Source organism: Lysobacter niastensis, from assembly GCF_031457115.1.
Taxonomy (GTDB): Bacteria; Pseudomonadota; Gammaproteobacteria; order Xanthomonadales; family Xanthomonadaceae; genus Lysobacter_J; species Lysobacter_J niastensis_A.
The window spans coordinates 1,119,452-1,135,255 of the sequence record NZ_JAVDVY010000001.1 but is presented as its reverse complement, the minus strand read 5'-3'; the positions used below and the strand labels follow the sequence as shown (position 1 = coordinate 1,135,255).

The window sequence follows — 15,804 nt, the reverse complement described above, 5'->3', positions numbered from 1 at the left end:
CAGGATGCACGCCATGAAGGATCCAACCCTGCCCCTGTGCGTGATCAATTGCGCCGTCTACAGCCGCGACGGCCAGCGTCGCGACATCAGCCTCGACGCGATCAGCGACGTGCTGGCGGAGGACGACGGCAGCTTCGTCTGGGTCGGCTTGTACGAGCCCGACGAGGGCATCCTCGAAAAGCTGCAGGAAGAGTTCGGCCTGCACGACCTCGCCATCGAGGATGCCAACAACGCGCACCAGCGCCCGAAGCTGGAAAACTACGGCAACTCGTTGTTCATCGTCGTGCACACGGCGCAGTCGGTGGATTCGCACATCCGCTTCGGCGAGACGCACCTGTTCGTCGGACCACGCTACCTGGTGACGGTACGACACGGCGCCTCGGTCAGCTATGCGCCGGCACGGGCGCGCCTGGAGCGCGAGCCTGGGGACATGGCGCACGGGCCGGGCGCGGCGCTGTACATGGTCCTGGACCTGATCGTCGACAACTTCGCCCCGATCGTCGATGAGTTCAGCAGCGACCTCAACGAGCTGGAGCACGACATCTTCGCCGAGGATTTCCGCAAGGACACGGTCCGAAAACTCTACGACCTCAAGCGCGAGCTGACCCGGCTGCGCATGGCCGTATCGCCGTTGCAGGACATCCTGGGCCAGCTGGCGCGTTTGCGCAGCAACATCATCGACGAAGAAAGCCAACTCTACTTCCGCGACGTGCACGACCACACCGTGCGCATCAACGAGGTCACCGACACGCTGCGCGAAATGCTGACGGCGGCCATGAGCGTCAACCTGTCGCTCGTCACCATCCAGCAGGGCGAGGTGGTCAAGCGACTGGCTGGCTGGGCGGCGCTGCTGGCAGCCCCCACCCTGATCGCCAGCTGGTACGGCATGAACTTCAAGCACATGCCGGAGTTGGCCGGACGCCACAGCTACGCGGTCATGGTCGGCGTGACGATCGTCGTGGTCCTCGTTCTGTACGGGTACCTGCGCCGCGCCAAGTGGCTCTAGCGCTCATCACCCTGCGGCGCGACCTGCCGCACGTTTAGCCAAAGTCGCAGGCGGCATGCCGCATTGCGCATTGACCCCGAACTCCTGTGGCGCGACTCTTCGATGATCCATCGGAGGGGCGTCATGAAAGGTTTGTCCTGGCTTGGCTGGGCCGCGCTCGCGGTCCTGGCCGTGTTCTGTCTCGGCACCATAGCGCTGCACCGCGGCGAAACCATCAGCGCGATGTGGCTGGTGGTGGCGGCGGTGTCGGTATTCACCATCGCCTACCGTTTCTACGGCCTGTACATCGCACGCAACGCCCTGCTGGTCGATGCCAGCCGCGCGACTCCGGCCTGGCGCCGCAACGACGGCCTGGACTACGTGCCGACGCCACGGGCTGTGCTGTTCGGCCACCACTTCGCCGCGATCGCCGGCGCCGGCCCGCTGGTCGGCCCGGTGTTGGCCGCGCAGATGGGCTACCTGCCCGGCACGCTCTGGATCCTGTTCGGCGTGGTCATCGCCGGCGCGGTGCAGGACATGCTGGTGCTGTTCTTCTCCACGCGCCGCGACGGACGTTCGCTGGGCGAGATGATCCGCGCCGAGATCGGCCCCTCCGCCGGCATGATCTCGATGGTCGGCATCCTGATGATCATGGTCATCCTGCTGGCGGTGCTGGCGCTGGTGGTGGTCAAGGCGCTGGCCGAAAGCCCATGGGGCACGTTCACGGTGGCGATGACCATCCCGGTTGCGATCCTGATGGGCGTGTACCTGCGCTACTTCCGCCCGGGTCGCATCCTCGAGGTATCGGTGCTCGGCTTCGCGGGACTGCTTCTGTCGATCTGGCTGGGCGGCCTCGTTGCGTCCGATCCGGCTTGGGCGGCAGTGTTCCGCCTCAAGGCCACTTCTCTCGCCTGGCTGTTGATCGGCTACGGCTTCGTCGCCGCGGTGTTGCCGGTGTGGCTGCTGCTGGCGCCGCGCGACTACCTGTCCACGTTCCTCAAGATCGGCACCGTGCTGGTGCTGGCCGTGGCGATCCTGGTCGCCAGGCCCGACCTGCAGATGCCGGCGCTGACCAGGTTCATCGACGGCACCGGTCCGGTGTTCAGCGGCAAACTCTTTCCGTTTTTGTTCATCACCATCGCCTGCGGTGCGGTCTCGGGTTTCCATTCGCTGATCAGTTCCGGCACCACGCCGAAGATGCTCTCGAACGAATCGCAGATACCGCTGATCGGCTACGGCGGCATGCTGATGGAAGCCTTCGTCGCGATCATGGCGTTGATCGCCGCGTGCGTGCTGCAGCCTGGCGTGTACTTCGCGATGAACGCGCCGGCGGCGCTGATCGGCACCACGCCGGAATCGGCGGCGGCGGCGATCTCGAGCTGGGGCTTCGTGCTCACCCCCGAAGTGCTGACCGCCACCGCCAGGGAGATCGGCGAGGCCAGCATCCTGTCGCGCACCGGTGGCGCGCCGACGCTCGCGGTCGGCATGGCGCAGATCCTCCACGGCCTGGTCGGTGGCGAAGGGATGATGGCGTTCTGGTACCACTACGCGATCCTGTTCGAGGCGTTGTTCATCCTAACCACCATCGACGCCGGTACGCGTGTGGCGCGCTTCATGATCCAGGAGTTGATAGGCCTGGCATATACGCCGTTCCAGCGCACCGATAGCTGGCCAGCCAACGTCGCTTGCACCGGCCTTGCGGTCGCGTTGTGGGGTTACTTCCTCTACCAGGGCGTGGTCGACCCGCTGGGCGGCATCAACACGCTGTGGCCGCTGTTCGGCATCGCCAACCAGATGCTGGCCGGCATCGCGCTGGTGTTCTGCAGTGTGGTGATGGTCAAGATGAAGCGCGAGAAGTTCCTGTGGGTGCCGCTGGTCCCGACCGCGTGGCTGCTGACCTGCACGCTGACGGCCGGCTGGCAGAAGCTGTTCCACGAAGACCCGAAGATCGGCTTCATCGCCAACGCCCGCAAGTTCGCCGACGCTGCCGCGCGCGGTGAAGTGCTGGCCCCGGCGAAGTCCATGGAGGACATGCAACGTGTGATCTTCAACAACTACGTGGACGCCGGACTGGCCGCACTATTCATTGCCGTGCTGCTGGCGACCGTCTTCTTCGGCGTGCGCGCAGCGTTGGCGGCGCGTGCCAGCCAGGCTCCCACCACCAAGGAGAGCGACTATGTCGCGATGGATGCGGTCAGTCGCTGACATCGGAATGCTGGCCCGCTCATTACTGGCGCGCTGGTGGCGCGCCAGTGTCCAGACCGCGCGCCTGGCCATCGGCATACCCGACTACGACAACTACGTCGACCACATGCGCCGGCACCATCCCGCGCTCGTCCCGATGACACGCGATGAGTTCTTCCACGAGCGCATGCTGGCGCGTTACGGCAAGGGCCGTTCGCGCTGTTGCTGACGCTGGTAGTGGCGCCGCTACGCGATGGCGCGCCGCAGCATGCTGAGGCTGTGGTGCGCGCGCTCGCTCAGCGCAGCAGCGTGTCGTCCAACCGGCTGTGCTTGCGCCGGTCCTTGCCCTTGCGGCGGTCATCCTTGCCCGGCTCGAAGCGGAACTCTTCGCGGCGTTCATTCCCCTGTCGCCGTTCCTTGCCGTTTCGGCGCTCGGTTCCCTGATACGTGGCGGGTTGGCCCGAGGCGGGCGCGTCCGGCGTCGCCTGCTCCTGCAGCAGCCGCTCCTTGAAGGACAGCTCCTGCGGAAGGCGCCCGGTTTGGGGCGAACCCTCCAGAGGCTGTATCTGGAAAGACGGGACCTGTCGATCCGGCTTGGGAATGTCGCCCATGAGCTCCCCCTGAAAGCAGACGGCGTCCAAGGTTCAACCCCTGGACGCCGTCGCGTCAACCATCCGGCCCGGGGGACACCCCCGGCACCCGACTTACGGCGTGGCCTGGCCGATGTGCTGCTTCAGCCAGCCGTTGACCGTATCGTGCCACTGCACGCTGTTCTGCGCCTTGAGCACCCAGTGGTTCTCGTCGGGGAAATACAGGAACTTCGACTCGATGCCCTGGCGCTGCAGCGCGGTGAAGGCGCCGATGCCCTGCTCGACCGGGATGCGGAAATCCTGCTGGCCGTGGATCACCAGCATCGGCACGCGCCATTCCTTGACGTGGTTGACCGGGTTGAACTTCTCGTAGTTCTTCGAAACGTCGTAAGGCGTGCCACCCTGCTCCCACTCGGTGAACCACAGCTCCTCGGTGGCGTAGCCCATCATGCGCTGGTCGAACACGCCGTCATGGTTGACCAGGCACTTCCACGCCCCGGACGCCGGGGTATGCCAGTTGCCGGCGATCCAGTTGACCATGAAGCCGCCGTAGCTGGCGCCCAACGCGCAGGCGTTGCCACCGTCGAGGAACGCGTACTTCTGCTGCGCGGCGGCCCAGCCCTTCTGCAGGTCTTCCAGCGGGCGGTCGCCCCAGTGCTGGCTGATCGCATCGGTGAAGGCCTGGCCGTAGCCGGTGGAACCGTGGAAATCGATCATCACCACCGCATAGCCCTGGCCCGCGTAGGTCTGCGGGTTCCAGCGGTAGCTCCAGCCATTGCCGAAGCTGCCCTGCGGGCCGCCGTGGATCAGGAAGGCAACCGGGTACTTCTTGCCTTCGACGTAATTCCACGGCTTGACCACGTAGCCGTGCACCGTGTCGCCGTTCCAGCCCTTGAAGTTGAACTGCTCGAACTCGCCGAACGCCACGTCCTTGAGCGTCTCGCCGGTCGCCGCCGTGATCGCGCGCAACGGCGCCCTGGCGTCGGTGCTGGTCGTGTAGAGCACGTCGCCGCTCTTGAGCGTATTGCGGGTCAGCGCCAGCGTCGGGCCGGCCATTTGGAAGGCGGAGATGCTGCCCTCGCCGACCACCTTGGTGGACTTGCCGCTGGCGATGTCGACCGCGAACAGCGGGTGCTCGCCGAGGTCGGTGGCGGTGGTGTAGATCGTCTTGCCATCGGCGGACAAGGCGATGCCGTCGGCCGAGCGATCCCATGCCGGCGCGATTTCCCGACGCTGGCCGCTGGCCAGGTCCAGGGCGAACAAGCCGAAGCGGTCGGCCTCGAAACCGGGACGCTTCATCGCGCGGTAGTACAGGGTCTTGCCATCGCCACTGAACACCGCGCCGGTGTCCCAGGCGGGATTGTCCGTCGTCAGGTTCTTCGCACCCGCGCTGCCGTCGGCGTTGACCTGGTACAGATCGAAGTTGGTCGAGGTCGGCTCCTTCGCGTCCGCCAGGCGCGCACTGAACACCAGGCTCTGCCCATCGGGCGACCAGGTGTACTCGGCGCTGTCGCCGAACGGTCGCGACGGCACGTCACCGATGACGTCGCCGCTGACCAGCGTCGCGGCGCTCGTCGCCTTGCCGTCGGTCGGAAGCGCGGCGACGAACAGGCGATTCAGGCGGCCATCGTTCCAGGCATCCCAATGACGGATGAAGATACGGTCGAACACCATGCCGGTGTTCTTCTGCTGGCCGCGCTCGTCCATCTTCTTCTTGGTGCAGGCCAGGTCCTGCTTGCACTCAACGAAGGTTTCCACGTTGAAGGCGACGCGTTTGCCGTCCGGCGAGAGCTTGTAACCGGCGACGTCGGCATCGAATGCGGTGAGCTGCTTCGGCGTACCGCCACCGGCCGGGATCGCGTAGAGCTGCGAACTGCCCGACTTGGCGCTGAGGAAATACACGGTCTGGCCGTCGGCGGAGAAGCTCGGCGAGTTGACGTTCCAGCCTTCCGGCGTCAGGCGCACCGGCGGCGCGGCGTCACGCGCGAACAGGTCCTCGATCCACAACGACGTCGACGCCTTGTTGGCGGCGTAGTCCATCACGCGCTTGGCGAACACCACGCGACGGCCATCGGTCGACAGGGTCGGCGAGGAGACGCGGTCGAGCTTGGCCATATCGCGGACTTCGAATCCGCGGGCGGCCAGGGCCTGCGACGAAGCGCAGGCCAGCATCAGGGCGAGTGGAAGCAGGGCGTGACGTGGTGACATGGAATTCTCTCGATACAAGGAAAGCAGTAGTTGGCTTTTGCTTTTCACCCTCCCCTTGCCCGCGCAGCGAGCAGGGGGAGTTTGGGAGGGAGTGCGTTTGCTTCGGCTTGTTGGCGCAGCAAGAGGAGCACCCCTCCCCAACCCTCCCTTCGCCATCGGCGAAGGGAGGGAGAAGGTGTTGATCAGGCGCTGGGCTTGGCGACAGACTCCGCAGCGCCGCCATTGCGGACGCTGACGCGATAGAGCAGCCACGCGACGACGGCGAGCACGACCAGTCCCACCAGCGAACCGAAATGCCAGGCCTCCGGCAGCGCCAGCACGTCGGCGCGCCCGGAGACCACGATCGGAATCGCGATCAGGATGCCGGTCAACGCCTCGCCAGTGATCAGGCCGGCGGCGAACAATGTGCCCGGGCGATGCGCGCGATCACGATCGGCTTCGTCGCTGTCCAGACTCAGTCCATGACGACGCTCGACGATGTAGGCGAGCAGGCCGCCGAGGAAGATCGGCACCATCAGTTCCAGCGGCAGGTAGATGCCAATCGCGGCGGCCAGCACCGGCACGCGGAAGTGCGACTTGCGCGCCTTCAGCCATTCGTCGAAGGCGATGGTCGCAGCGCCGATGCCCGCGCCGATGGCGATCATCGTCCACGGCAGCTTGCCGCCGAACAGGCCCTTGGCCACCGACGCCATCAGCATTGCCTGCGGCGCGGCCAGCGAGTTGGGATGTTCCGGCGTCGGCGCGCCGATGCCGTAGGCAGCAGAAAGCAGGTTCAGCACCGGCGCCATGATCAGCGCGCAGGAGAACGCGCCGATGCCCAGCATCAGCTGCTGCTTCCACGGCGTGGCACCGACGATGTAACCGGCCTTGAGGTCCTGCAGGTTGTCGCCGCCGACCGCGGCCGCGCAGCACACCACTGCGCCGATCATGATCGCGGCGACCGCGCCGATCGGCGAATCGCGTCCGAGCAGCAGCACCAGCACGACGGAGGCGAACAGGATGGTCGCGATGGTGATGCCCGACACCGGGTTGTTGGACGAACCCACCAGGCCGGCCAGGTACGCCGACACCGACACGAACAGGAAGCCGGCGACGATCATGATGATGGTCATCGGGATGCTCACCATCCAGCTGCCGACGATGGCCTGATACAGCAATGCCAATGGCACGACGAAGGCGACCAGCGCCACCAGCATCCACTTCATCGGCAGGTCGCGCTCGGTCTCGGCGACCGCCAGGCCACCGCCCTTGCGTGCGGCGGCCAGGCCGCTCTTGATTCCAGATGCCAGCGAGTTGCGCAGCGAGAACAGCGTCCAAATGCCGCCGATCAGCATGGCGCCGACGCCGAGATAGCGGATCTTGGCCGACCAGATCGCGCCGGCGATGTCGGCGGCGCTGCCGTCGGCGACGCGCGCGGCCAGTTCCGGATCGCTGCCCATGAACAAGGCCTGGTAGATCGGTATGGCGATGTTCCAGGACAGGATGCTGCCCGACAGCACGACGATGCCGACATTGAGGCCAACGATGTAACCCACGCCGAGCAGTGCCGGCGACAGATTGGTGCCCATGTAGCCCAGGTACTTGCCGATGAAGCCGGAACCGACGGCGTTGTCGGGGATCATGCGCAGGCCGCTTTCGGCGGCGAGCTTGACCAGCGCGCCGATGGAACCGGCCAGCGCGAGGATCTTCAGGCCCGGCCCGGGGTTCTCACCGGCCTTGAGCACTTCGGCCGCGGCCTTGCCTTCGGGAAACGGCAGCGGCTCCTCGACGATCATCGAGCGGCGCAGCGGCACCGAGAACAGCACGCCGAGCAGACCGCCGAGGCCGGCGATGCCAAGCACCCACCAGTACTTGAAGTCCGGCCAGTACCCCATGATCACCAGCGCCGGGATCGTGAAGATCACGCCCGCCGCGATCGACGAGCCGGCCGAGGCGCCGGTCTGCACGATGTTGTTTTCGAGGATGGTGCCGCCACCGAGCAGGCGCAGCACGCCCATCGAGACGACTGCCGCCGGGATGGCGGTGGCGATGGTCAGGCCCGCGAACAGGCCCAGGTAGGCATTGGCGGCGGCGAGGATCATCGCCAGCACGACGGCCAGCAGCACGGCACGGAAGGTCAATTGCGGTGTTGCGGGCGAAGGCGAAGCCATCGGCATCTCCGGGCGAATAGCGGATCGGGGCAATCGGCCGATGATCGCATCCGCGGGCCGGCCGCGGTAAGTGCTCGGCAAGGCCATTCGACGGCCGCCGGAGCCTGCTGGCTATACTCGCCCGACCTCCGAAGGAAGCCGCCCGTGCCCGCCAGTCCCGACCTGCCCTTCACTCGCGACCCCCGCGACGAGCTGTTCGGACATCCCAAAGGCGTCTTCGTCTGCTTCTTTACCGAAATGTGGGAGCGCTTCTCCTTCTACGGGATGAAGGCGCTGCTGCTGTTGTACCTGCTGCAGCACCACCGCTTCGGCGACCGCGCCGGCCTGGACGTGCTGGGCGCCTACGGCGGCCTGGTGTATTGCGTGCCGGTGATCGGCGGCCTGCTCGCCGACCGCTTCCTGGGCATGCGCAAGGCGGTGATCTTCGGTGGCCTGTTGCTGGTGGCCGGCCACATCGGCATGGCGGTCGAAGGCCACGCCGCGACCACGGTCAATGGCGTCGTCGTCCGTGACGAGGGCGCGCTGCGCGTGTTCTACCTGTCGCTGTCGCTGATCATCATGGGCGTGGGCTTCCTCAAGCCCAATGTCTCGACGATCGTCGGTCGCCTGTACGCGCCGAATGATCCCCGTCGCGATTCGGGCTTCTCGCTGTTCGTCGCCGGAATCAACCTCGGCGGCCTGTTCGCGTCGATCGTGTGCGGTTACCTGGGCCAGACCTACGGCTGGAGGTACGGGTTCGGCGCGGCGGGCATCGGCATGATGCTCGGTCTCGCGCAGTTCCTGTGGGGCCGCAAATACCTGCGTGGGATCGCCGAACCGCCCAGGCCGCTCAGCCGTTCGCGCGAGTGGACGATCTATGCGCTGGCCATTGCCGGCCTGCTGCCGGTGGCCTGGCTAATGCACGCAGTGACCGCGATCCGCCTTGGTCCCGACACCATCCGCTGGACCTACTACATCGTGGTGATGGCCCTGGTCGGCATCGCCTGGACGATGTGGCACGGCCTGCGTCGCGACGACGCCGCACCCAGGCCGCTGTCGGCCTACGCGCCGTCGCTGCTGGTGTTTGCCGCGATGGGAATCGCGGTGAACTGGCTGTCGTCGCGCTACGGCGTGCTCGACTTCTTCGTCGAGGAAGCGACGCTGGCGCTGGTGCTGATGTCGGTGGTGTTCCTGGTCGTGGGCTTCTGGTACGCAGGTTTTGTCACCCGTGGTTGCACGAAGGTCGAAGCACAGCGCATGGGCGCGATGATGGTGATGATCTTCGCCGCGCTGATCTTCTACACGCTGTACGAGCAGACCTACGGCTCGTGGGTGACTTTCACGGACCGCCTGCTCGGAAAGGATCTGTTCCCGTCGATGGTCCTTCGCGACGGAACGCCGTGGCCGTGGTCGATCCCCGCCCTGCTGTTCGCGCCGGTCGCCTTCGTCCTGGCGTCGTCGATCTCCGAGCGTACGCCCGCCTCGCCCTGGCCGCGTTCGCTGCTGATCCTGTCAATGCTGGCGATGCTGGCCGCACTGGTGCACGACGCCGTGCTGCTGCCGCAGACGGCCGGATCGCTGACCTACCTGGGCTCGATGTTCATCGTCCTGCTGGCGCCGATGTTCGCGGTGATCTGGACGCGCCTGGACAAGCGCGGGCTGGATCCGTCCAAGCCGACGAAGTCTGCATTCGGCCTGCTTTTCGCGGGCCTGAGCTTCCTGCCGCTGGTGTGGGCCGCGCAGCACGCCGGCGCTACCGGCGAGCTGGCGAGCGTGTGGTGGCTGGTACTGGCCTACCTGCTGCTGGAGCTCGGCGAGATGTGCCTGTATCCGGTCGGCTTGTCCGCGGTCACGCAGTTGTCGGTACCGCGCGTGGTCAGCTTGATGATGGGCACCTGGTTCCTGGCGACCGCGTTCTCGGAAACGCTGGCCGCGCTGTTCGGCAAGCTGGCAGCGATCGACATCCCCGAAGGCACCGCGCTGGATTTCGCCATGGCCGGCGAGAAGTACGCCCACCTGTTCGAGCTGTTGATGTGGATCGGCATCGGCTGGGCCGTGCTGGCGTTCGCCGTGTCGCCGCTGTTGCGGCGAATGATGCATGGGGTGAAGTAACGCGCCTCGTGCTTTCATTGGTGCAAAAGGAAACGGCGCCCTCGGGCGCCGTTTCCTTATCCGCTACTGCTCGCGCCGTTACTTGGCGTTCTTGGCTTCGCCACCGCCGGTGATCGCCACCCCGCCGCCGAGGCTGCGCGACAGAAAGGCCAGCAGTCGGGTGTAGAACTCCTGCTGGTGCTCGGGCTTGTAGAAGCCGTGGCCTTCGGTGTCGTAGTAGAGGGTTTCCACCGGAACGCCGGCCTTGCGCAGCGCCCCCTCCATCATCTTGCTGTGCTCGATGGGCGCGATCTCATCCTCGCCGCCTGCCGCAAGGAACACCGGTACCTTGATGCGATCGGCAATTCGATTGGGGGAGACCGCTCCAAGGCTGGCCGCATCGCCGACCCACTCCTTGGACCAGTTGCCCACGCGCACGTTCTCGCGCTTGTCGTCGGTCTGCATCTTCGGCAGGTCATAGACGCCGACATAGCCCGCTGCACAAGCATAGAGCGAAGGCTCCTTGGCCACGCCCATCAGCGAGGCATAACCGCCGTAGCTCGCGCCGTACAGGCAGATGCGCGACTTGTCGGCAATGCCCTGCGTGATTGCCCAGCGAGTGGCATCGGTGAGGTCGTCCTGCATCTCGCCGCCCCATTCGCGTCCACCCGCCGACTCGTACGACCGGCCGTAGCCACCCGAGCCGCGGTAGTTCAGCTGCAGCACAGCGTACCCTGCCTGGGCGAGCAATTGCCCTTCGTCATTGAACGCCCACGCATCGCGTATGCCGTAGGGTCCGCCGTGCGGCATGACCACCATCGGCAGCGGCCTCTCTCCGGCCCCCTTTGGCCGGGTGACGTAGCCATGCAGCTTCATGCCGTCGCGCGCGGTGATGGTGATCGGCTGCATCTGCGCCTGCTGCTCAGGGTCGAACCATTGACGGCGAGCGAGCACGTGTGAGGCTTTCTTGGCCACCGTATCGAACAGGTAGAAATCGCCGGGATTGCGGTCGCTGAACACTTCGACCAGGGCCAAGCCACTGTCCGCGGTCTGCGAGGTGATCACCACGCCGTCTCCTGCGAATGCCGCCTCCAGGCTGTGCTGCAGGCGAGCCTCCGGTGCAGACGGATCGAAGAACGCAGTGCGCAGCTTGCCGTCCCAGAAATACGCGCCGATCGGAATGCGTGTGCCGTTGCGGTAGATGATCTGACCTGGATTGGTATCGTCGTCGCGCAGGACTTCCGTGCGCTTCCGGGTGACCAAGTCCAACGCCACGATGGCGTCAGGACCACTGGGCATCTCGACCCTCAAATAAGCGATCTTGTCGTCCGCGGAGAATCCGACCGGTGTCTCGAACAGGCCACCCTTCTCGATGGTGATTAGGTCCCAGTCCGCGTTGTTGTCGGCGCGGTAGAATAGTTTCCTGACGTTGTCGCTGCTGGTGCCACGGGCGAAGCGCACCGCCCCCTTATTGTCCAGATAAAAGTCCGCGTTCCGCACCGGAACCGTCGCCACTCGCTGCATGCGCCCGGTGAAGAGGTCGATGCGCTCGACCGTCGTGAATACGTCCCTACCCGGGGCGTTCCTGTCCACATAAGGTTGCGCCGAGATCAGCACGGTGCGCGCATCCTTGCCCGCCGGCACAGCATCGATCAGGAAGGCCGCGACCTTGTCGTTGCCCTTCTTGGGCTTGATCGTCGTACCCGGACCGCCGTCGTCGACGCGCTGCCCCACCAACATTTCCAGCCTGCTGCCGTCGGCGTTCATGGCGTACAACTCGCCGGTGAGCTCGGGCTCCTCCAGCAGGCCGAACTTCTCGGACGTGCCGATTACCAGGCGCTCGGGCGTGACCCAGGCGAAGTCATTGATGTCCGTGTGCTCGCCCAGCTTGAAACTGCCGATGAGCTTGTTGGTGCTGCGTTCGATCACGGCCAGGATCGTCCGATCCTCCAAGGGTACCGTGGCCGCGAAATACTGCCCTCCGGGCGAAACCTTGATGTCGGTGAACTGGTCCTTCTTTACGTACGCGCCGACATCCACGCCGGCGGCGTGCGCCGTCATCGACAGCGCCAGCAGCGCCGCCATCATCACTTGCTTCATCTGTGCCCCCGTCCTTTTGTTGTCAGGTCCGTCCTGCCCACGGCTCGTCCCCCGACGTGCCGCCTGCACCAAGGCTATCGCGACGGCGCGGGGATGTCAGGCCTGTCCGGCGAGAGTTGCCGACAACGCACTTCGCCAGTCCGGCAAGGAAATGGCGAACTCGTCACACAAACGGCGACAGTCCAGTACCGAATACGCCGGTCGCTGCGCCCGAGTCGGATAGTCGGCGGTGGTAATGGCGTGGACCACGGGACGCCGTGTCAGTGCGCCATTCGCTACGGCTTCGTCGAAGATCGCTTCGGCAAAGCCGTGCCAACTGGTTTCGCCCGCCGTTACGAGGTGTCGAACCCCGGGCGTGGCGATACCCTGCTGCAGCACCTTGGCCGTGACATCGGCGATCAGCCAAGCCGGCGTCGGGCAGCCGCGCTGGTCGGCGACCACGCGCAACTCGTCGCGCTCGGCGCCGACTCGCAGCATGGTCCGAAGGAAGTTCTGGCCGTACAGGCCGTACACCCAGGCCGTGCGCAGGATCAGATGGCGCACGCCGCTGGCGACGATGGCCTGCTCGCCGGCCAGCTTGCTCTCTCCGTACACGCCCAGCGGCGCGGTCGGGTCGTCCTCGCGATAAGGCCGCGTACCTTGGCCGTCGAACACGTAGTCGGTCGAGTAATGCACCAGGTCGATACCGCGCGCCGCGCAGGCCTCGGCCAGCCGGCCCGGCCCTTGCGCGTTTGTGAGAAAGGCGGCCACCGCTTCGTCCTCGGCCTTGTCGACCGCGGTGTAGGCGGCGGCGTTGACCACGACGTCGGGGTGCACGCGCTCGATCAAGTGTCCGATCGCGTCCAGGTCGGCCAGATCGAAGCGTTCGCAGGCGATGCCCTCGTCCAGCAGACCACTGCGCGTAGTCGCAACCACTTCGCCGAGCGGTGCAAGGCTGCGGCGCAGTTCGTGGCCGACCTGACCGTTGGCTCCCAGCAGCAATAGCTTCATGGCACGTAGATAGGCAGGCGCTCGTCCGCCACTTCATCGAGGAAGGGCGCGCGTGCGTCCTTGTCGGACAGGTTGACATCGGTCACCGGCCAGTCGATCGCCAGGCGCGCATCGTTCCAGCGGATGCTGGCGTCTGCGCTGGCATCGTAGGTTGCGGTGCACAGATAGCTGAATACAGCCCGCTCGCTCAAGGTGACAAACCCGTGCGCGAAGCCTTCCGGAATCCAGAAATGCCGCTTGTTTTCCGCACTCAGAACAACCGCGGTCCAGCGTCCGAAATGGGGCGAACCGCGGCGGATGTCCACGGCGACGTCCCAGACCTCGCCCTCGACCACCGAGACATACTTGCCTTGCGGATTGGGCCACTGGTAGTGCAACCCGCGCAACACGCCCCGGGTGGACGAGGAGACGTTGCCCTGCACGAACTGCGGCTGCAGACCGTGCTGCGCGAGTTTGTCGTGATTGAACGACTCGAAGAAGAAGCCGCGCGCATCGCCAAAAACGCGCGGCTCGATCACCAGGCAGCCTGGCAAATCGGTTTCAATGACCTTCACGGTACGTGACCGCGGTCGACCAGGCTCAACAGGTATTGGCCATATCCGTTCTTGGCCAGGGGTTTGGCCAGCGCATTGAGCTGATCGGCGTTGATCCACCCGTTGCTCCAGGCGATCTCCTCAGGGCAGCAGACGCGAAGGCCCTGCCGCGCCTCAATGGTCTCGATATAGTTCGAAGCTTCGAGCAGCGACTGGTGGGTACCCGTGTCGAGCCAGGCGTAGCCGCGGCCCAACTGCTCCAGATGCAACGACCCTTCGTCGAGGTAGCACTGGTTGAGATCGGTGATCTCGAGTTCCCCACGTGGGGAAGGCTTTAGTTGCGCAGCGAAATCACTGGCACGTCCATCGTAGAAGTACAGGCCCGTAACCGCGTAGTTGGAGCGCGGCTTGGTCGGTTTCTCCTCGAGCCCCACGACCTTGCCTTTGCCGTCGAATTCGGCAACACCGTAGCGTTCCGGATCCTTAACCCAATAACCGAATACCGTTGCACCCTGGTCGCGCTGACCGGCGCGCTTGAGCATCTCGGTCAAACCCGGGCCATGAAAGATGTTGTCCCCCAGCACCAGACAGCTCGGTTGGCCGTTCACGAACTCCCGGCCAATCAAGTAGGCCTGCGCCAGACCATCCGGGCTCGGCTGCACGGCGTATTCGATCCGCATGCCCCATTGCGAACCGTCGCCGAGGAGCGTCTGGAACAGCGGCTGCTCGTGCGGCGTGTTGATGACCAGCACTTCGCGGATCCCCGCCAGCATCAACACGCTGAGCGGGTAGTAGATCATCGGCTTGTCGTACACCGGCAACAACTGCTTGCTGATGCCCTGCGTGATCGGGTAAAGGCGCGTGCCGGATCCCCCGGCGAGGATGATGCCCTTGCGGTCCATGCGCTGCTCCTCAGGCCTGTCCGATGCGTTCAAGACGATAGCTGCCGTCGAGCACGCGCTGCACCCACGGTTGGTTGGCCAGGTACCAGTCCACCGTCTGGGCCATGCCCTGCTCGAAGGTCACCGTCGGAGCCCAGCCGAGTTCATTCTGGAGCTTGGACGCGTCGATGGCATAGCGTCGATCGTGGCCCGGCCGGTCGGCGACAAAGGTGATCAGCGATTCGCGGGCGCGCCCGTCAGCCAGCGGTCGACGCTCGTCCAGCAGCTTGCAGATCGTCTTGACGACGACCAGGTTCTGGCGTTCGGCATCGCCACCGACGTTATAGGTCTCGCCCAGGCGCCCGGCTTCCAGCACGCGGCGGATCGCGGCGCAATGGTCGTTGACGAACAGCCAGTCGCGCACGTTCTTGCCGTCGCCATAGACCGGTAGCGATTCGCCGGCCAGCGCCTTGGCGATCACCAGCGGGATGAGCTTCTCAGGGAACTGGTACGGACCGTAGTTGTTCGAGCAATTGGTGGTCAGTACCGGCAGGCCGTACGTGTGGTGGAAGGCCCGCACAAGATGGTCGGAAGCCGCCTTCGATGCCGAGTACGGCGAGTTCGGCGCGTAGGGCGTTTCCTCGGTGAACTTGCCGGTATCGCCTAGCGAACCGTAGACCTCGTCGGTCGAGACATGCAGGAAGCGGAACGCCGCGCGACTGGTCTCGTCCAGCGACTTCCAGTAATCGCGGGTCTTCTCCAGCAAAGTGAGCGTGCCTACCACGTTGGTCTGCACGAACGCCGCCGGGCCCTCGATCGAACGATCGACATGGCTTTCGGCGGCGAAGTTGATCACGGCGTCGGGACGATGCTCCGCCAGCAGACGTTCGACCAGGGCCGCATCGCCGATGTCGCCCTGCACGAACACGTGGCTCGGATTTCCCTGCACGTCTGCCAAGGTGTCGACGTTGCCTGCGTACGTCAAAGCGTCGAGGTTGACTACCTTCACGCCCTGCCTGACCGCGTCGAGAACGAAATTACCGCCGATAAAACCGGCTCCGCCGGTCACAAGCCAAGTGAGCACTCAAAAACTCCGTTTAATAATTGACAGTT

12 protein-coding genes are annotated in these 15,804 nt (G+C 65.3%); 4 read left to right on the top strand and 8 right to left on the bottom strand.

Going from position 1 to position 15,804, the window contains the following annotated elements; genetic code table 11:
- The first annotated feature begins 4 nt into the window (after nt 1-4).
- The 3 genes from corA (at nt 5) to J2X06_RS05180 (ending at nt 3,398) form a co-directional block, all read left to right on the top strand.
- Nucleotides 5-1,006: a magnesium/cobalt transporter CorA gene (gene corA, locus J2X06_RS05190; RefSeq protein WP_310059151.1), complete on the top strand. Its 1,002-nt coding sequence runs from the start codon at nt 5-7 to the stop codon at nt 1,004-1,006.
- Between the two features lie 123 nt (nt 1,007-1,129).
- Nucleotides 1,130-3,190, top strand: a complete 2,061-nt coding sequence (locus tag J2X06_RS05185; RefSeq protein ID WP_310059149.1) for a carbon starvation CstA family protein — start codon at nt 1,130-1,132, stop codon at nt 3,188-3,190.
- 7 nt (nt 3,191-3,197) lie between these two features.
- Nucleotides 3,198-3,398 carry a YbdD/YjiX family protein gene (locus J2X06_RS05180; protein WP_310059146.1) on the top strand — a complete coding sequence of 67 codons (201 nt, stop codon included), beginning with the start codon at nt 3,198-3,200 and terminating at the stop codon, nt 3,396-3,398.
- A gap of 67 nt (nt 3,399-3,465) precedes the next feature.
- Here the strand turns inward: J2X06_RS05180 and J2X06_RS05175 are convergent, their stop codons facing one another.
- The 3 genes from J2X06_RS05175 to J2X06_RS05165 form a co-directional block, all read right to left on the bottom strand.
- Nucleotides 3,466-3,780 carry a hypothetical protein gene (locus tag J2X06_RS05175; protein ID WP_310059143.1) on the bottom strand — a complete coding sequence of 105 codons (315 nt, stop codon included), beginning with the start codon at nt 3,778-3,780 and terminating at the stop codon, nt 3,466-3,468.
- A 93-nt stretch (nt 3,781-3,873) separates the two neighbouring features.
- Nucleotides 3,874-5,967, bottom strand: coding sequence for a S9 family peptidase (locus J2X06_RS05170; RefSeq protein ID WP_310059140.1), 2,094 nt, complete (start codon nt 5,965-5,967; stop codon nt 3,874-3,876).
- Nucleotides 5,968-6,149: 182 nt separating this feature from the next.
- Nucleotides 6,150-8,117 carry an OPT family oligopeptide transporter gene (locus J2X06_RS05165; protein ID WP_310059138.1) on the bottom strand — a complete coding sequence of 656 codons (1,968 nt, stop codon included), beginning with the start codon at nt 8,115-8,117 and terminating at the stop codon, nt 6,150-6,152.
- 162 nt (nt 8,118-8,279) lie between these two features.
- Here J2X06_RS05165 and J2X06_RS05160 point away from each other — a divergent pair, with 162 nt between their 5' ends.
- Nucleotides 8,280-10,208, top strand: coding sequence for a peptide MFS transporter (locus tag J2X06_RS05160; protein ID WP_430539541.1), 1,929 nt, complete (start codon nt 8,280-8,282; stop codon nt 10,206-10,208).
- 78 nt (nt 10,209-10,286) lie between these two features.
- On the opposite strand, the gene J2X06_RS05155 is transcribed toward J2X06_RS05160, so the two are convergent.
- The 5 genes from J2X06_RS05155 to rfbB form a co-directional block, all read right to left on the bottom strand.
- On the bottom strand, nt 10,287-12,287 hold the full coding sequence (locus tag J2X06_RS05155) for an alpha/beta hydrolase family protein (protein ID WP_310059133.1): 2,001 nt from the start codon (nt 12,285-12,287) through the stop codon (nt 10,287-10,289).
- 96 nt (nt 12,288-12,383) lie between these two features.
- Nucleotides 12,384-13,277, bottom strand: coding sequence for a dTDP-4-dehydrorhamnose reductase (rfbD, locus tag J2X06_RS05150; protein WP_310059131.1), 894 nt, complete (start codon nt 13,275-13,277; stop codon nt 12,384-12,386).
- On the bottom strand, nt 13,274-13,831 hold the full coding sequence (gene rfbC / locus J2X06_RS05145; protein ID WP_310059130.1) for a dTDP-4-dehydrorhamnose 3,5-epimerase: 558 nt from the start codon (nt 13,829-13,831) through the stop codon (nt 13,274-13,276). The genes rfbD and rfbC overlap by 4 nt, the downstream gene beginning before the upstream one ends.
- Nucleotides 13,828-14,712, bottom strand: coding sequence for a glucose-1-phosphate thymidylyltransferase RfbA (gene rfbA / locus J2X06_RS05140; RefSeq protein ID WP_310059128.1), 885 nt, complete (start codon nt 14,710-14,712; stop codon nt 13,828-13,830). Before rfbA ends, rfbC begins: the two co-directional genes overlap by 4 nt.
- Before the next feature lie 10 nt (nt 14,713-14,722).
- Nucleotides 14,723-15,775, bottom strand: coding sequence for a dTDP-glucose 4,6-dehydratase (gene rfbB, locus J2X06_RS05135; RefSeq protein WP_310059127.1), 1,053 nt, complete (start codon nt 15,773-15,775; stop codon nt 14,723-14,725).
- Nucleotides 15,776-15,804: the final 29 nt, after the last annotated feature.

Bases quoted from the DNA above. Each gene is read 5' to 3' on its own strand.
- corA (WP_310059151.1), top strand. From the start codon at position 5: ATGCACGCCATGAAGGATCCAACCCTGCCCCTGTGCGTGATCAATTGC.
- J2X06_RS05185 (WP_310059149.1), top strand. From the start codon at position 1,130: ATGAAAGGTTTGTCCTGGCTTGGCTGGGCCGCGCTCGCGGTCCTGGCC.
- J2X06_RS05180 (WP_310059146.1), top strand. From the start codon at position 3,198: ATGCTGGCCCGCTCATTACTGGCGCGCTGGTGGCGCGCCAGTGTCCAG.
- J2X06_RS05175 (WP_310059143.1), bottom strand. From the start codon at position 3,780: ATGGGCGACATTCCCAAGCCGGATCGACAGGTCCCGTCTTTCCAGATA.
- J2X06_RS05170 (WP_310059140.1), bottom strand. From the start codon at position 5,967: ATGTCACCACGTCACGCCCTGCTTCCACTCGCCCTGATGCTGGCCTGC.
- J2X06_RS05165 (WP_310059138.1), bottom strand. From the start codon at position 8,117: ATGGCTTCGCCTTCGCCCGCAACACCGCAATTGACCTTCCGTGCCGTG.
- J2X06_RS05155 (WP_310059133.1), bottom strand. From the start codon at position 12,287: ATGAAGCAAGTGATGATGGCGGCGCTGCTGGCGCTGTCGATGACGGCG.
- rfbD (WP_310059131.1), bottom strand. From the start codon at position 13,277: ATGAAGCTATTGCTGCTGGGAGCCAACGGTCAGGTCGGCCACGAACTG.
- rfbA (WP_310059128.1), bottom strand. From the start codon at position 14,712: ATGGACCGCAAGGGCATCATCCTCGCCGGGGGATCCGGCACGCGCCTT.